This window comes from Pseudomonas sp. P867 (assembly GCF_019891455.1).
Taxonomy (GTDB): domain Bacteria; phylum Pseudomonadota; class Gammaproteobacteria; order Pseudomonadales; family Pseudomonadaceae; genus Aquipseudomonas; species Aquipseudomonas synxantha_A.
Map to the genome: position 1 here is coordinate 60464 of NZ_JAFLXB010000001.1, position 17068 is coordinate 77531.

Below are 17068 nucleotides of genomic sequence, written 5' to 3' on the forward strand. Positions count from 1 at the left end.
ATAAAGGAGGTCCTATTGCGCGACGGTTACGGTTTGAGGTGTTCCGGCCACGTCAAAGCGTGCGGATCTTCCGTCCAGCGCGTTGAGTCGCCAGGCGGTGCCCGCCACAGCGTCACCAGGTCGGATAAGGTAAATTTGATTCAACTGCGTGCTGCCAGGCGGTGCTACGGACAAAAAGCGTTCACCGCCGCGATATTCGATACCGACAACGGTAAAAGGGGGTGTTTGCGGTGTGACAGTGGTTGTAGCGGGCGGTGTTGGCCGCTTTGTTTGGCGGACAACGGGCTTAGGTTTGGGCTTGAGGGGAACAGCAGTGGTTTGTTTGATTCGTGACTGACTGAGTTCTTGAAGGCGGCTATCGAGTGTTTCGACGCTGGCTTTAAGGACAACCAATTCACCAGCAGACGCAGCATTTTGAGAGATTTCTTGCGCTGACTCTGTCGCTTGCTTTGCATACGCTTGTGCGGCATCAATTCGATTCGACAAAGCCTGCTGCCCGGCTCGGAAGTCCTCATTGGTCACCAGGTGTTTGCCGGCTACCGTGTCCAGTCGCTCATCGATTTTGCCCAGCCGCGTCAACAATGCATCGAGCGACTCTTTGTCTGCAGTCGCAGCCAAGCTGGTGCTGAGTTGGGAGAGTTGATGATGCTCATACCCCAGAATGCCTGCCAATAATGCAAGGCACAGACTGAGTATCGCTGTGGTTCGAGTAGGGCGTGGTAGGTTCATGGGCGTCCTCGCGCAAAAGCGAATACACCCTCTCAAATCGTTCTGCTAGGTTCAGTAAAAAATAGGTATTCCAGCGTGTTTGATTTTAATTCTGCCTCGACTGGTGAGGACGAGGGCAGTCCGGAGGCACAACGATAAGGCAGCTATACGCATCGCGCAAAGAAGACAAGGCGTCGTGGCACCGGTATAGATGGTCACTGCAACCTTGATTGATGGCTAACAGCTCGCCGTAACCGTCATGCGGGTGAGCGATGTCGGGGTACTCGAGTAACGCCTGAGCACGGATGCAATCCATTTCCGTCAGCCAAGGTTACGAGCCGCGCCGCGCCCATTTGGCGCGGCTGCTCGAATTACTTTTTATTCTGATTCATCCTGATCATATCGCTCAGCTATTCACCGCCGCGCCATCGGTCATATGAGAAGCTGAGCAGTCAACATGCTCAGTTGAAACCGACGTTTCCTCATTTTGGTCGCGCGTATCTTCAGGTTCGGAGCATCTATTACATAGGGCGCAGCGCCATGAAGCAGATTCTGATGCTGAGGGATACTGGGCTAACAGTCGCTCCAGTGTACGCGGGTGTATATGGAAGCGTGCGGCTACCTCTTGTTTGGAAAAATAATGCTGCAAGATCAAGTGGTGAGCCTCTTCGCACTGCTGGGGCGTAAGAGATGGACGACGCCCTATCAATTTTCCCTCTGCACGTGCGGCTGACATGCCGGCACGTGTTCGCTCGCTGATAAGCGCGCGCTCAAATTCCGCCAAAGCCGCCATCATATGAAAGACTAAGCGCCCTCCTGCAGAGGTCGTATCAATATGTTCGGTTACGGATTGAAAGAGTACACCCCGACTCGCTAGCTGCTCAAGTAACCGCACCAAGTGAGAGAGCGAGCGCCCCAGGCGATCAAGACGCCATACCACCAACTTTCCGCCGGACTGAAGTCGGCGGATGGCCCTATCGAGGCCGGGGCGGGAGCTCAAACTTCCTGAGAGTCCTTGATCGGTATAAATTTCGACGCATCCTGCAGCCTTAAGCGCAATTATTTGTAGGGCCAAGTTCTGGTCCTCGGTCGATACGCGCGCATATCCAATGATCAAGGCTCTATCCTTTTAGAACGGATGCTATGCTGCGGCTTAGGTCTATCCCCTGAGTAATAAACGGTGGCCTTTGGCGGCCCACCGAAGCATGCATCTCTGTTTACAAACGATGCAAGTACAAGGTTTGCTCGCAATTTCTTCCTGCATTTTAAGGGGGTGAATAGCTCTGGCTTTTTTGCATGTCGACATTTTCCATATCATGAGCATTGTCCTTTGCTTCTTCCCTGATCAACATCCTTTGTAGCGTTCTTGGATGGACACTAAATAATGTTGCTACGTCTCGCGTTGTTTGATTTTTATCCTCTATTAATGATCGTGCCCGTTTAACTTGTTCTGATGACAGTAGATAGGGGCGGCCTATGGGCTTACCAAGCGCCCTGGCAGCTGCGATACCTGCGCGCGTGCGTTCGCTGATGAGCGAGCGTTCAAACTCCGCGAGGGCAGCCATCATATGAAACACCAGCCGACCTCCAGAAGAACTGGTATCTATGTGTTCGGTAATCGAACGGAAGCGAATATTACGCCGCCCCAACGTTTCCAGCAATTGCACGAGGTTAGCGAGTGAGCGCCCCAAGCGGTCCAAGCGCCACACTACTAATTTATCCCCGGATTTTAGGTATGCTAATGCCTGGTCCAGTCCTTGACGGGAGCTTGTCGCACCTGACACACCGTAATCTGAATAGATCTTGTCGCACCCCAGCAGTTTAAGCGCTTGGGTTTGTAGATCGAGGTTTTGGTCCTCGGTTGATACTCGTGCGTAACCGATCATCATGGTTGATCGCCCTCATTTAAAAGGGACGGTATCTTCGAAGCTACGCCCGTTGGGTCTCGTTGAAGCACTCCAGACTACAAAAGCTGATTCTTAGATACGCCCCGTATTGACAGAAAGGTTCCTTTTTGTCACGAGGGGCTGCGCTCGTTCGATGTGCCGGAATTGCGACACCTCCTTACATATTTTCGACCGTCAAAGCATCGTTACATAAGGGAACCCTTATGTACACCAATAGAAGTGATTCGCAAAGAAGCCGATTTTTTGAAGGGTTTTTAATATCGTCCGAGGTCGATATTCAGGGGCAGGATAATGGCCGCTTGTTGGGTTCTATATGAGGGGCACCAACGTTAATGATTTCACTCATGTGCTGGTTGAATTACGTAATCACGGTCATCTGAGTGCTGTCTATGGCGACGCTTTCGCTGCTGCTGCGCTGCGAAGACTGCAGTGGTGCGCGCATCTATGGGGTGGCTCGGTATTTGTTATCGGACCTCAGTGTTTCCTTGTGACGCATTCGCCGTCATCGTCGGAGGTAGAGCCATCTACCCCGAGGATAGAGAGCTGGCAGTGGGCTTTATCAACAACGCCCTTGGACTTCGGTGGCAGTCGGGCATTGCCCGTTGTGACTGTTGAAGCTGTGAAGGTCTCGAGTGTGGGGTTGACTGATGGTCGCCTGCGTTACCCAGATGAGTTGGAGCGAAACGACACGGCTCCGTCCTTAGCGCCCGTTCGTTATGGGAAAAGCTGGAACTTGAATTATGAGCGTGACATGGAAGTGGCGCTCACCTATTACCGTGCCTTGATCCAAGGACAAGCCAGCTTGGTGTTTCAGCCCATCGTCCAGCAGGGTGCCTCCAGTATAGTGCTTTATCAGGAAGCGCTGGTTCGCTTGAGTGCTGGGCCAAGTCAGTCCAATCCAGGACCTGCCCAATTTGTACCTGCCCTGGAGCGGCTGGGTCTGATCCGAGTGCTCGATCACACGGTGATGATGGCTGTAGTAAACCGCCTGGAGGTTGATCCAACTGCACGGTTGGGTTGCAATCTTTCCGCTCAGAGTCTTACTTCAGATGCGCTGTGGGACTCTCTCATTGAGCGTCTCCTCATTCATCCTGACGTGGCAGCCCGGCTCACGCTGGAGATCACTGAAACGGCGCCTCTAGCAAATTTTGAGGCCGCATGTGTTTTCGTGCGTCGTCTCCAGAAGGCTGGGTGCCGAATAGCACTGGACGATTTTGGCGCCGGTCACAGCAGTTTAGCTTTCGCTAATGCCATTCGCCCTCACGTCATCAAGATTGATAGCAGTTTTGTGCATGCTGCGCGCAGAGATATATCCGCTGCTGATCGACTTCGTAAACTTGCTGCTCTTTGTCAGACCTTGGCTCCTTACGTTGTAGGGGAGGGAATTGAGAGTACTGGCGATATTGAATTAGCTGCCATGGCTAACGTGGGCTGGCTTCAGGGCAACGGCACTGGACTACCACTTCCCTTTAATCCCTCGCTCGATCTTTGTGTGTTTGACACACAAAAGGTGGCTTTATGGGGGGGGTGAAAGTCTTCATGCGGCGCTTATCTATTTGGTTTAAAGCTCCAAGTAGCTATTTCGGTACTGTGTGCGTGAATTTGCTATTCCGAATGGGATGTATGGCATGGTTCTATTCAAGATTTTTTTTGGGTGGTGCACGTATCAAAAGTGCGTGCGACACGAACCGGTTTATATCCTTTAGATTTGGTATCGCGTACGTTATCGAAGCTTGCTCCACCCGAATAAAATTGAAGTTTCAGGGTGTCGGGATAAGGCCGCTATACATGAGAGTAAGTGCGCTTTCACAATCTACCTTTCCCGAATTAGGCCAACCTTGTAGGCAACTGGGGATTCCTGGCTTGAGGCAGCGTCTTCGTATACTCGAAGCTGCGAGCGCACGGTTCCATAGCTTCCGTCCTCTTCCGCAGAGCACTGCTCCGCCCACGACTTAGTTAGTTGTCCGCACTTGTGGCAGTGAATGTGCGCAGGACAATTATTTGATGCGTTATTGAATTTCTTACCGCATTTCTTGTTTTGGGGAAACTCTAATGAATAAAATTTATAATGTTTTATGGAGTCGTGCTCGTCGTCAATTGGTGGTTACATCAGAGTTGGCGAGTAGTGAAGGTTCAGGTAGCGCATCAGGCGGTGCTATTGACAATCGGCTGTCGGTGAGTACGTCATATGCACAGCCGCAGCGAATGATGGCGGCGCTGATTGTTCTTGGAGCGATGGTGTTACCTGGCGCTGCTTTTGCAGGGAGTAGCTCGATCTACGTGAATAATTCAACTGATGGCAACTGCACTGCCGTCAGCGACGCAGGTGCGAATTCGGGAGCCGCCACTTATGGCGGCTCAGAATGCAATTCTAATCTTTCAACACAAACCAGTAACACGACATTTTTTGGCACTCGTTACAACAATGGTTCGCAAACCAACGCAACAGATCTCTCGCTTGGTGGCATGTTGTATGTGAATGCTGGCCAGATTGGCGTGACCGACAATCTGACCGGTACCTACTCAATGCGCTTGGGCAGTCAGGCGACATTGAGTGCGACGGCTGGTGCCAATGCTGTGGCGATCGGTTCGGCACAAACCTCAAGTACCAACGGATCTTCAACCACTGCAACGACCGCCAGCGGCGCGCAGTCAGTCGCCATCGGTTCGTCGGCCAAGGCAAGTGGCACCGATACACTGGCACTCGGCACCAGGGCTTCGGCTGTGAGCAAAAACGGCATCGCTTTAGGCACGTCCGCTGCGGTTCGGCCTTTGTCGGCGGGCGTGGCGAACAATTCCAATCTGAACGCAGACGGTGGGATCGCTATCGGATCTAGCGCAACCGTCGGCAACGCGCGCGGGATTGCTTTGGGCCAAGGCGCAAATGCCGACCGGCTTGACTCGATCGCCATTGGCACTAATGCCAGGGCGGCCTGGGACGGTTCCGCCTTTTCGAATCAGTACTCGGGCAATATCGCGATTGGAAATAATGCCGTCGTCGGTACCGGATCGGGCAATGCAGCGACCGTTGTTGGTAGTGGGGCCACGGCAGACGGTGGCAACATCCAGACCGCGGTCGGTGCGGGCGCGACCGTACGTGGCAACATCACCACCGCTGTAGGTAGCCAGGCCAAGGCGATTGGCGACACGGCGGCTGCCTTTGCAGTGCGTTCGCAGGCTTCGGGCTACGACAGCGTGGCTGTGGGTACGGACGCCATCGCGGGTATCCGCGGCGCAGCGGGCACCGGTATCGCACAGACGGCGAACGCGGCCTCGGCCCTGGGCGTGGCTGCAGCAGCGCAGGGGGGCGGCTCGACCGCAGTAGGTACCGGGGCCTACGTTTTCGGAGACGGCTCGGGTGTCCTGTCCGGCTGGAACCCAACGGATGCCCGTATTTCTAGGGTCGCTAAGGACAGCAGCTCTTTCAGCATCATCGGCGGCAAGAACAATTTTGCTGTTGGCAACCGTAACGTCGTGGGTTCTACTTCGACGAACAACGTGGTGTTCGGCAACGACGTGCGTGTGGGCGCCACCAGCGCAGCGTTCGAGTCCAAGACAGCTACGTCCGCTGGCGTCACGCTAAACTACCTGCAGCCCACGTTCGCGAACGAGAAGGCCGTAACTAATTCGGTCGCCATCGGCCAGTCGGCCAAGGTTGGCGGGAACGAAAGCGTGGCCATCGGGCACGACGCGCAAGCCAACGGTGTTCAATCCATCAGCGTGGGCACCGGCAACATCGTCAATGGCAACAACGCCGGTGCCTTCGGCGATCCGAACACGGTCAACGGCAATAACTCGTATGCTTTCGGCAACAACAACACGATCAATGCCAACGACGCCTATGCTGTAGGCAACAACGTCAGCATTGCTACGGGCCTGGATGGCGCGGTGGGCATTGGCAACAACACCACGGTGGCAGCCTCGACGGTTGCCTCTTACAAACCGGGCCCCGGCACGGTGGCGGGCACCGCGGTCGGCAGCAATGTGGTCAGCTTAGGCGCAGAAGGTGCCGAGCGTCGCGTTACCAACGTCGCGGCTGGTGGTGCCGATACCGATGCGGTCAACGTCAGCCAACTGAAGGCGCTGGACGACGTAGTGGCTGCCAACAAGACCAAGTACTACAGCGTCAACTCGGCGGGTGGGACGAACGAGAACAACGACGGCGCTACAGGTGCGGATGCGATTGCTTCCGGCAAGAACGCAGTGGCGTCGGGCGACGCCAGCTACGCTGCCGGCCTGGGCGCCAATGCTGCGGCCACGAGCTCCGTAGCCATCGGCAACGATGCTCTCGTGGAAGCCAATCAGGCTAACGGCATCGCCATTGGCCGTGGCGCGCAAGTTCTCAACTATGTCTCCACTGGGACCACGACGCCGGCCGTAGCCATCGGCTACAACGCTGTCGCGCGCGACAGCTCAGAGACCGTTGTCGGCAGCATGGCCGGCTACGGCGCCAAGTTGGACACTACTGCCGCCAGCGGTGGGACCGCGTATGCCAGCGATTCGGCAATGTTCGGTTCGCATGCGGGTAACAACGCCACCTACAAGTTCGCCACGTTCATCGGTCAGGAGGCGGGCCGTAACAGCAATGGCGTGCACAACACTGCGGTCGGTCAGAACGCGATGCGAAACACGACCGGTGGCTACAACACTTCACTGGGCAGCAATGCGCTGGCGACCACTGCAGGTTCGACGCTGTCCGTCGTGGGGAACACAGCAATTGGTACGTTCACGGGATCCGGTGCCAGCGGAAGCTACAACACGTGGACGGGCTACTTTGCTGGCGGCAATACCAAAGGCGACAAAAACGTAGCCACCGGCTCCGGTGCAGGCGGTTTTGTGACTGGCAACAACAACGTAGCCAGCGGAACTTCTGCTGGCGCTGTCGTGACAGGCGATAACAACGTCGCGGTCGGCAATTCTGCGGGTTTTGGAGTCTCCGCCAACCGGACCATCGCGGTTGGCAACTCTGCGGCGGCGTCCGAAGACGACGCTATCGCTATCGGCACCAACAGCAGGGCTTCGGGCACCAGTAGTATCAGTATCGGGACGGGAAACACCGTCAGCGGCAACAAGTCCGGCGCTTTCGGTGACCCTAACATCATCAGCGGCAGCGGCTCTTATGTCGTGGGTAACAACAATACTGTTGCTAACAACAATGCCTTTGTATTTGGCAATAACGTCACCACGTCGCAGGACAATAGCGTTGTGCTGGGGAACGATTCGACGGATCGTGCTGCGACATCTGTCAGCAGCGGCACAATCAATGGGGTGACCTATAACTACGCGGGTGTTGGCTCGGCGGCTAGTGGCGTGGTCAGCGTAGGGGCATCTAGCGCTGAGCGTCAGATCATCAATGTAGCGGCAGGTGAAGTGAGCAACACTAGCACTGACGCAATCAACGGCTCGCAGTTGTTTGCGACAAACAGCGCAATTGATCAGGTTGGTGTCACAGCGAGCAAGGGCTGGAATATCACCGCCCAGGGCGCAAACAGTACTAACGTCGCTCCGGGCGCTGTGGTAGATCTGAAGAACAGCGATGGCAACGTGGTAGTGAGCAAGAACACTGGCAGTAACGATGTGACCTTCAATCTGGCCAAGGACCTGACGGCTGACAGTGTGACGACAGGGAACACATCGCTGAACACTTTCGGTGTGCAGGTGGGTAACGATGTGAACTTGGGCGCCACCGGGCTCGTTATCGCGAATGGTCCTAGTGTGACCACTGCGGGCATTGATGCCGGCGGCAAGAAAATCATCAATGTGGCTGCAGGCACGGACGCTACCGACGCAGTGAATGTTTCTCAACTGACCACTGCGGTAGCGGGTAGCAAAACCCATTACTACAGCGTGAATGATGGTGGTGCTCAAGGTGGGAACTACAACAACGATGGCGCTACCGGAACCAATGCGGTCGCGGCAGGAGTGGGGGCGGTGGCATCCAGCTCCGACGCGTCTGCGTTGGGCAGCGGCAGTCAGGCAATTGCAGCTGGTGCCACCGCTTTGGGCTCAGGTGCTTTGGCGAGTGCTGTCGGTGCAACCGCTACGGGTAACGGTAGCCAAGCCAGCGGAACACGTTCTGTTGCGATGGGGGACGGTGCGAAGGTCTCGGCCGCTGGCAGCGTAGCGCTGGGTGCGGATGCCAGTGATGGTGGACGTGGTGTCGAGAACTATACCGGCAGATATTCCGGGGCTCAGAACAGCACCGTGGGTACTGTATCGGTGGGTAACGCGTCGACGGGCGAAATCCGCACTCTCAGCAATGTGGCAGATGGGAATCAGGCAACTGATGCCGTGAATCTTCGGCAACTGGATGGTGCAGTGCAGGTTTCTAAAACATACACCGATACTCAAATTACCAACGTCAACACAGGTGTGAGCAACCTCGGCAACCAGGTAACGCGGAACACCACCAACATCAGCAGCCTGCAAAATGGTACGGATGGCTTCTTCCAGGTCAATAACAACGACGGGAAGAGTAAACCTTCTGTCACTGGGGCCAATGCGGCGGCCGGCGGGGCTGGATCTGTAGCCTCGGGCAATAGCAGCTTGGCGGTGGGCACGAGTGCAAGCGCTACTGCCGATAATGCCGTTGCGCTGGGCAGTGGCTCTGTCGCCGACCGTGCTTACAGCGTTTCAGTAGGCTCGGCCGGTAAAGAGCGGCAGATTACTAACGTGGCAGCCGGTACTGCAGCCACCGATGGTGTCAATGTCAGCCAGCTTCAGAGTTCACAACAGGGTGGCGTGCGTTACGACAGCAATGCCAATGGGACCACTAACTACAACCAGGTAACCCTGGGCAATGGTCAGGCATCTGGTGGCACAAGAATCTCCAATGTAGCCCCAGGCCTGGCCGGTACGGATGCGGTCAATCTGAACCAACTCAACCAGGGTGTCACAAGCGCAAATCAATACACGGATCAGCGCGTCAACCAGCTCGACCGCGATATCGGTTCTCTGCGTCAGGACACCTATGCTGGCATCGCTGGTGCGCTGGCCACGGCTAACCTGCCGCAGGCTTATAGCCCAGGCGCAAGCATGGTGGCAGCAGGCGTGGGCAACTACCAAGGGCAGTCGGCCGTTTCGGTTGGGCTGTCAACGATCTCCGATAACGGTCAATGGGTCCTCAAGGTAAGTGGTACTGCGGACAGTCGTGGTCGGGCCGGTGTTGGCGCGGGCGTTGGTTACCAGTGGTGAGGTGCTTGATGTACGACTATTCGAAAAAAACAGGCAAAGGAGCCGACATGCAGAAGAACGGCTTGCAGCGTCCTCGCGACGTCGCCCGCATGCGCACATTGTGCATGCTAATACCGATGGTGCTGGTCTTGGCCGGTTGCGCAAATCTGAGCCCGGGGATCGCTGACGATGGTAGTTCTGCTGACCAACTGATCTGGCCGGCGCTCGGGGATACTAATGCAATGGCGCGTGATGGCAGCTATCCAACGCCCGAGGCTGTATCGCTGTTGCGCAAGGGACTGGATAAGGGGCAGGTACTGCGCCTTATAGGTGCACCGCACTTCGGCGAGGGTATCGCTGGCGTGCGCGAGTGGGACTACCTCTTCCACCTGCGTCGCGCTGACGGAAAAGGGATGCAGATTTGCCAACTGAAACTATTGTTTGATCGCGATCGGCAAGTAGGCAGCCTGTATTGGTTACCGCAGGGATGTGGCGGTGAGGAAGGCGTCACTGCGACCCAGCAGGTTAAGGCGCCAGCACCGACGGTTTATACGCTTACGGCGCATGCGTTGTTTGCATTTGATCGTGCGGCACTGGGTTATATGCAACCGGAAGGTCGGCAACAGCTGGAGGAGTTGGCCGGTCAACTGCGTGATAGGTTGGACAATTTGCAACATATCGACGTAGCCGCTTATAGCGATCGTCTGGGCAGTTCGAGCTATAACCAGGCGTTGTCTGAAAGGCGCGCAAGGAGCGTGGCGCAGTATTTACTAAAGGCTGGCATTCCTTCCAGCCGTATACAGGCGACGGGGAGAGGGGCTAGTGATGCGTTGACTGACCACTGCTCGGCGTCGTTGCCGAGAGCTGCATTGATTGAATGCCTTGAGCCGGATCGGCGTGTAGAAGTGACGGTGACGTGGACTCGCGCTGAGGAGCACATGGCCGCCTCAGATCAGGAAGTAGACTCAACAGACGGGAGTGGAAGTGATGACTAATATTTACTCAAAACGTCTCTCTTCGACTATACTTGTGGGCTCAGTGCCCCTAGTGTTGGGCATACTGCTTCTACCCGCCTGGGGGGCTGAACAGGCACCTTCTAAGCTTAATTCTGCTTCGAGTACGGCAAGTAAATCTGGAAGCGTCGAACGCTTTCAGGATTGGGGAATTACTTGCAGTGGGGAGTCGAAACAGCGCTTTTGCACACTGGCTCAAGAGCTACGGCGACGTGGGGACAATCGCCGTGTAGCTTTGCTTGAGGTCAAACCGTTAGGTCTGGATCAAGCGTTAGCAGGTTTGACGTTACCTTTCGGTTTGGCATTAGAGGCGGGCGTCATACTACAGATCGACGACTCACCTGCATTGCCCGCCAAGCGCTATCAAGCCTGCATGCCAGAGGGGTGTCTGGTTCCTTTGAATCTCGATGCCGAAACATTGGCTGCGCTGAAGCGCGGGCAAGCCCTCAAGGTGAGTGCTCCAATTTTGAGTGGGGGCACGTTTAACTTCACTCTTTCGCTCAGAGGTTTTACGACTGCTTATGCGCGGATGGTAGCAATGGTCGGTTCGGATCAGACTGCGCAACAATAATGCATACATTCTACCTGGGCGCATCAATTTAGATGCGCCCTCTTTGGGTCACCCTTATCGTCTGCTCTTCAAGGTTCTTTCGCTCTAGATGAATGCATTCGTTGAACACCTTTCAGTCCACCAAATTAAAATGATGGGGTGGACTGAAGTGTTCGGAAGTTTACAGTCATAGCGGTAAAGCATAAGGTATGTCCAGCTATTGGTTGACAACTACTTCGGAAGACGAAGTTCGAGGCAAGCCTGCATTTATAGCGAAAATCCTTCGTTGGGGGCGCATCTTTTTCTCATTCGGAAATTTACACATGTCGTTATTAAAACGTTCAACTACCGAATTGATAGGTACCTTTTGGCTGGTGTTCGGTGGCTGCGGTAGCGCGGTGCTTGGTGCATCCTTTCCAGAATTAGGAATTGGATTTCTTGGGGTTTCCCTGGCGTTTGGCTTAACAGTGCTGACCATGGCTTTTGCTATCGGTCATATTTCGGGTTGCCATCTCAATCCGGCAGTTTCGCTCGGACTGGTGGTGGGCGGGCGGTTCCCGATCAAAGATTTACCCGCTTACATCATCGCCCAAGTGATGGGAGGAGTGATTGCAGCGGCTCTGCTGTATTTTATTGCAAGTGGCAAACCTGGCTTTGAACTGGCGGGCGGTCTGGCGTCTAATGGCTATGGCGAACACTCTCCAGGCGGCTATTCGATAGTAGCGGGATTTGTCACTGAGCTCGTGATGACTGCTATGTTCATCATTATCATCTTAGGCGCTACAGGTAAACGCGCCAACGCTAGTCTTGCACCCATCGCGATAGGCTTGGCGCTGACCTTGATTCATCTAATCTCGATCCCGGTCACTAATACTTCAGTCAATCCGGCCCGCAGCACCGGGCCGGCGTTAATAGTCGGTGGCTGGGCGATGCAGCAATTATGGCTGTTCTGGCTGGCACCATTGTTAGGGGCAGTGATTGGTGGCGTAATTTACCGCTATTTAGGTAAAGAAGACAGTCAACGGATTGCAGTCAATAAAGACCGACTTCATCAGGAGGGTGAGAGCTGATGTTTTTACGCGGACAAATCGTTTTATCGGGAACTACCCACTACTCTTGCGGAGTGTTTATTAAATAGCACTCTTTATACGTCAGAGGTCTGCGACCGGACAGCTCTTTACCCGCCTTACTTTACCCTTTACGATCTTAAATATAGGGGTTCGCGCAACGTAAACGCAAAGTTTTATGCGGAGCAAAAACGGTCTATGAAATGGGCTCTGTCAGCGCTGGGGAAATAATACATCATCTCACGATCCTAGGATCTTGTACCTCAGTTAGCAATGATGCGACAGATTCCACATATTATCTGGGGAGGAAAGGGCGCTTGAAGGTCGTGCGCCAAGCATTGCCCGACGATACAGATGATGCCTTCCAAACCGCCTCGGAGGTTATGTCCCAGGACCTCAAATCGCTCGTGGCACATTAGACGGTCGCACGCGGTCACTATATCGTGCATTTCCTGCTCTTGATGAGTGCGACACCCCTCGACCATTCTGGATGCTCTTAAACGTCCTTATAGTGCTTCTAGAGGCCAGGGGAAGTGTCTCAAACGATTTTTAGGCATACATATATGTCAGCTGCTAGGCGCTACCAGATAATTTGATAGGTTTTCGTGGTTTTTCGTCCGGTGTAATGCTGTTAATGGCGGCATAACGCCATTCTCCCAGGCCAGCGTTAACGGTCTCGCTTAGAAAGCATTGCGATTTCTACATACTCAACGGACAATGTACGTCCTTACCTTAAGGATCATTTCGAGTTACGTGCTGCGATCCTTTAAGTGCCGGTCGCTTTGAGCGGGATCCCATTTTTACGTCTACGATAAAAAAATTTAAGGAACTACTTATCCTTAGGGATTACTAACATGTAGTGCTAGAAACCTATGGGCGTGCGCTCATTTTTACGCAGCGGTCCATAGTGAGAATGTGTGCGCAATTGTTGCTCAGTCCAAAACTACCGAAGAAGGAAATTAACTTTTGACAGATAAGGATACTAGTCACCCAAATCATTTTGCACAAGAGTTGCCTGAGATTCCTAAACAGTCGAAGGGGCCTTATGATCACTTTTTGCCTCAAAATGATCCTGATATGACAAATACCTGCTTTTCATGTATGGGTGTTTTACCAGGAGATTTGATGCTAGAAGTTGGTCAAGGTAACGGTGCCCACGTGCTTCAATTTTTTGATGCGGTTCCGCAAATAAAGTACCAAGGGCTTGAACTGTCTTGGCTGATGCATCATGATTCCGTGAAACTCAATCAGGAATTAGTGTCAATCGGGAAGACTCGTTTTACGGTCTATAATGGGGGAAAGTTTCCGTTTGCGGACCAAACTTTTGACAAGGTTATGACCGTGAACACGCTGGATTTTATCTCTGATCTACTGGTGTTCTTAATCGAGGCCCGTCGCACACTAAAGGATGGAGGCCAATTTGGAATGGCCTTTGTTTCACGTGAGTTTGTGCGATCATCGCCTGACAAAAACCAAAGTTCACGTTTGCATGGGGTAGAAGAGGTTAAGCGAATGATCGCTAGGGCTGGGTTTTTTGACCTATTAGAAATTAATGTGCACGAAAATATTTTAATAAGTAATAAGTTTGTGGGGGCTACCACGCGCAGGGAATTTTTCGTAATAACAGCTACCAAGAGTGACGCGCCATCGCAATGCGCCTGACTTATGCATCCGCATGCTGCGTTCAGATCACTGGGCGGTGCCGTTTCAGTGAACTCCACCGTAGCCCAGAACGAAACGTCAAGCTTTTTGGCCAGGCGCTCAAGTAGAGACGTCCACCCTACATAAGATATAAAGCTTAAAGAGGAAAGGTTACTGACCAGTTTCGCTGCCGGGTCAACCTCAAGAAGATTAACTACAGGCGTCATCACTGCCTCATCAAGACCTCGATTCAGTCTCAACCTCTCCAGGGCAGGTACGAATTGCGTAGGCGATAGGTTTGGTTCGCGCGCGACAGCGCTCAAGCGCACCAGTGCCTCCTGGTTAAGTACCATGCTTGAAACATTCTGGATGATAGGTTGGAACAACCTTGCATATGTGGACTCACCGATACCATCTGTCCACGACCAACACTATTGCCCTCAATGCATGAAGAGCTCTCGCCTTGCCAAAAAATGTTAAATCCAAGATGCCATTTCGTAAGCAATGGGATGGGCGCCCCTGCCCCTAATTGAATTGCTGTGCCAGAGTGAGTGGTATCACCACCCACCTGTGTGAAAGAGTGATGAGCTATGGAAGACAAAACTTTTGGTATCGACCTAGCCAAAAACGTTTTCCAAGTTGATGGCGTGAACGCGCTAGGCAAGCGCTATAATGCCTAAAGCGCGATCAGCGGTTCCTCACAAATATAAATTAAAAGGCCACCCGTAGGTGGCCTTGAGGTCATACAGCAATCAATTGTCGAGCAAGCGCCATTTCCACTGAGTTCCCATCTTGGTTCAAGGAATCGAGACCTGACTCCGGTACATCTCCCGACGTGCTTTGAGCTACGGAGATTTTCTTGGCCATCAACTGCAGGCAAGTAACCTGAGAGCTGCAGGCATAGCCAAAAAAAAACACCCGCACTGGCCGCTTTTGCCCAATCCGCCATGACCGTCGAGCTGCCTGTTGCAAGGTGTACACGTTGTACCCCGTCTGCAGGAACGCAATGGTCGGAAAATCGAGCAAATCCAACCCGGTCTTTACCAGCTCCGGGTTAGTGATCAGTACGTCGACACCTCTGTCTACTTGGTCGAGGATCCAATCCTCGCGCCTGGCGGTATCCACTGACGCCCTCAGGACCGCTACTTTTAAATCAGATTGCTCCAGCAGCCGTCTCAGGCGAGAGGTGGTGTCACGAGTGCCACTGTACACGGTATAGGCCAGAACCTTGCGGCCTTTGGCTTTCTCCGTAAGGCAGAGGTCGCGCAGTGCTTTTTCCTTCGGCATTATTTGTTCATCTGCAAAGATCGAGGGGACGAACGCCAAGGTATCTTTGCTACGAGGGTGCTTAACGATCTCCGGTCTAAAGCAGCAGTCAGGCCAAGCCAGCAGCACGTTGAGTACTACCCCTAGCAAAGTAGTGTCTCGACGAGCCAATGCCTGGCGAAGTTCCTGTGTCAGTTTTTCTGCCAATTGCTGATAGGCCGACGCTTGTTCTGTAGACATGCTGATATCGACAAATTCCTCTTGGTACGCCGGCAGCACGTTGCCGCCGATATCTTTAAGTTTCAGAAACACGGTGAACGGCAACACAAAGCGGTGAATGCCTTTAGGGCCGAAGCCTGGGGCTTTCACCGTCCGCACCGAGAGTTTTTTTCCCTTGGCTGTTTTGTGTGACACGTTGTCCCGCTCGGTGTAAATGTCCTTCAATACGCCGTGGTCGCGCATGAATGACATCGCGGCCGGGGCCATACTTCCGCGCGCGTTTGGCTTGTAACCGTCCTCGATCATGCGCCGGGTAAGTATTCGGAACAGGAGGTAGAACAGATCATCGGCATAGCCACCCATGAGGGTGCCGGTCAGGAGCACGGTTTTACGTGCTTTCGCTGCCAATACACCCATGGCCTGACCCTGGGCCGAGCCACTGTTTTTGTATTCATGTCCTTCGTCCACCACCAGCAGGTCGAAATATCCGTCTGGTAGGTAGCGCTTAATGAACTCGGTGGGTTGGTAACCGCCCTCACCAAAACCAAACTCAATGTTGGCCATGGCACGTTCCATGCGTTTGGCTCGGCGATCGCTGAAGATGAAGTTGCCTTTGACGTCCATCAGGTTGATGAATTCGCTGACGTTATCGATCAGCATCGAGGCGAGAAAATCCTCCCCGAAGTCATTCAGCAATTTGTCTGCTCGTATTGGGCCGATGGTCGGAATTCGGCACATCGACTTCAGTATGGTTGCCCGACGCGTTCCGTTTTCAGCCTTGCCTGGACGCATCAGCGTCCAGAGTTGGCCATGACAGTGAGGGCAGCTTTGACGGCGTTCCTCTCGGTGAAATTCTTCGACAGTGATCCGGTTGCTTTCTAGATCCTCCAGAAGTCGACCGCAATCTGGGCAGCCTGCAAAGCGGTGTCCGCCGGCAGAGCGACGTGACCAACACGCGGGACGCCAGTGAAACCCCATCCGCATGCGCACGCGCCCTAGGATGAAGAACTCTTGTCGACCATCGTAGGGATCTCCCAGTTGATCACGCAGCTTGAGCAGCTTGACCAGGGTATCGGGGCCGTTGAGCACCCAAACCCGAGCATCTGGGATGGTTTCAAGAATCTCTCGCCGCCATTTATAGACCAGGTGAGGAGGTGAAACCACCATCGTGCGACGGTAGCCAGCGCCGTGCATCACGGCCGCAATAGCAATGGCCATCATGGTTTTACCTGTGCCCATTTCGGCGTTGATGACAGCGGCTTGCTCGTTGCGGTCCAGCAGCAGTGCGGTTACGGCCTGGACAACCTCGGCTTGCGCCGGGAACGGTTGGCGTTTGAGCGTGTTCATGATCCGTTGGCGGATTTCGTTGATGTTGCCAGCGTAAACCGGTGGGTTAGAGCGGTTGAGCGAATCCAGCAACTCATCACCGAATTCGTCGATGAATTCGGTCAAGCCGATAGTCAAAGGTGGGCGTGCGGTGTTTGATAGGTCGTTCATGTTTGTTTCTCCGTAAGGAATGAAACA

General features: G+C 53.9%; 10 protein-coding genes. 6 read left to right on the forward strand and 4 right to left on the reverse strand.

What is annotated here, in order from left to right:
• Positions 1 to 12: 12 nt before the first annotated feature.
• The 3 genes from J1G33_RS00345 to J1G33_RS00355 form a co-directional block, all read right to left on the reverse strand.
• Positions 13 to 729, reverse strand: a complete 717-nt coding sequence (locus J1G33_RS00345; protein ID WP_223017531.1) for a methyl-accepting chemotaxis protein — start codon at positions 727 to 729, stop codon at positions 13 to 15.
• Between the two features lie 385 nt (positions 730 to 1114).
• Positions 1115 to 1825, reverse strand: coding sequence for a recombinase family protein (locus tag J1G33_RS00350; protein ID WP_223017532.1), 711 nt, complete (start codon positions 1823 to 1825; stop codon positions 1115 to 1117).
• Positions 1826 to 1973: 148 nt separating this feature from the next.
• Positions 1974 to 2597, reverse strand: a complete 624-nt coding sequence (locus tag J1G33_RS00355; RefSeq protein ID WP_223017533.1) for a recombinase family protein — start codon at positions 2595 to 2597, stop codon at positions 1974 to 1976.
• A 751-nt stretch (positions 2598 to 3348) separates the two neighbouring features.
• Between J1G33_RS00355 and J1G33_RS00360 the strand changes: the two genes are divergently transcribed.
• The 6 genes from J1G33_RS00360 to J1G33_RS00385 all read left to right on the forward strand — a co-directional run bounded on the left by J1G33_RS00360 (position 3349) and on the right by J1G33_RS00385 (position 14080).
• On the forward strand, positions 3349 to 4146 hold the full coding sequence (locus J1G33_RS00360) for an EAL domain-containing protein (RefSeq protein WP_223017534.1): 798 nt from the start codon (positions 3349 to 3351) through the stop codon (positions 4144 to 4146).
• 521 nt (positions 4147 to 4667) lie between these two features.
• A complete protein-coding gene (locus J1G33_RS00365; protein ID WP_223017535.1) occupies positions 4668 to 9809 on the forward strand; it encodes a YadA-like family protein in 5142 nt (1713 codons plus the stop codon).
• A gap of 8 nt (positions 9810 to 9817) precedes the next feature.
• Entirely contained in the window at positions 9818 to 10783 is a 966-nt protein-coding gene (locus J1G33_RS00370; protein WP_223017536.1) for an OmpA family protein, read from the forward strand.
• Positions 10776 to 11372: an invasion associated locus B family protein gene (locus J1G33_RS00375; RefSeq protein ID WP_223017537.1), complete on the forward strand. Its 597-nt coding sequence runs from the start codon at positions 10776 to 10778 to the stop codon at positions 11370 to 11372. Before J1G33_RS00370 ends, J1G33_RS00375 begins: the two co-directional genes overlap by 8 nt.
• Before the next feature lie 302 nt (positions 11373 to 11674).
• Positions 11675 to 12421 (forward strand): aquaporin Z, encoded by a 747-nt coding sequence (gene aqpZ / locus J1G33_RS00380; RefSeq protein WP_223017694.1) that lies wholly within the window; start codon positions 11675 to 11677, stop codon positions 12419 to 12421.
• Positions 12422 to 13384: 963 nt separating this feature from the next.
• On the forward strand, positions 13385 to 14080 hold the full coding sequence (locus J1G33_RS00385) for a methyltransferase domain-containing protein (RefSeq protein ID WP_223017538.1): 696 nt from the start codon (positions 13385 to 13387) through the stop codon (positions 14078 to 14080).
• A gap of 720 nt (positions 14081 to 14800) precedes the next feature.
• Here J1G33_RS00385 and J1G33_RS00395 read toward each other — a convergent pair.
• Positions 14801 to 17041: a DEAD/DEAH box helicase gene (locus tag J1G33_RS00395; RefSeq protein ID WP_223017539.1), complete on the reverse strand. Its 2241-nt coding sequence runs from the start codon at positions 17039 to 17041 to the stop codon at positions 14801 to 14803.
• Positions 17042 to 17068: the final 27 nt, after the last annotated feature.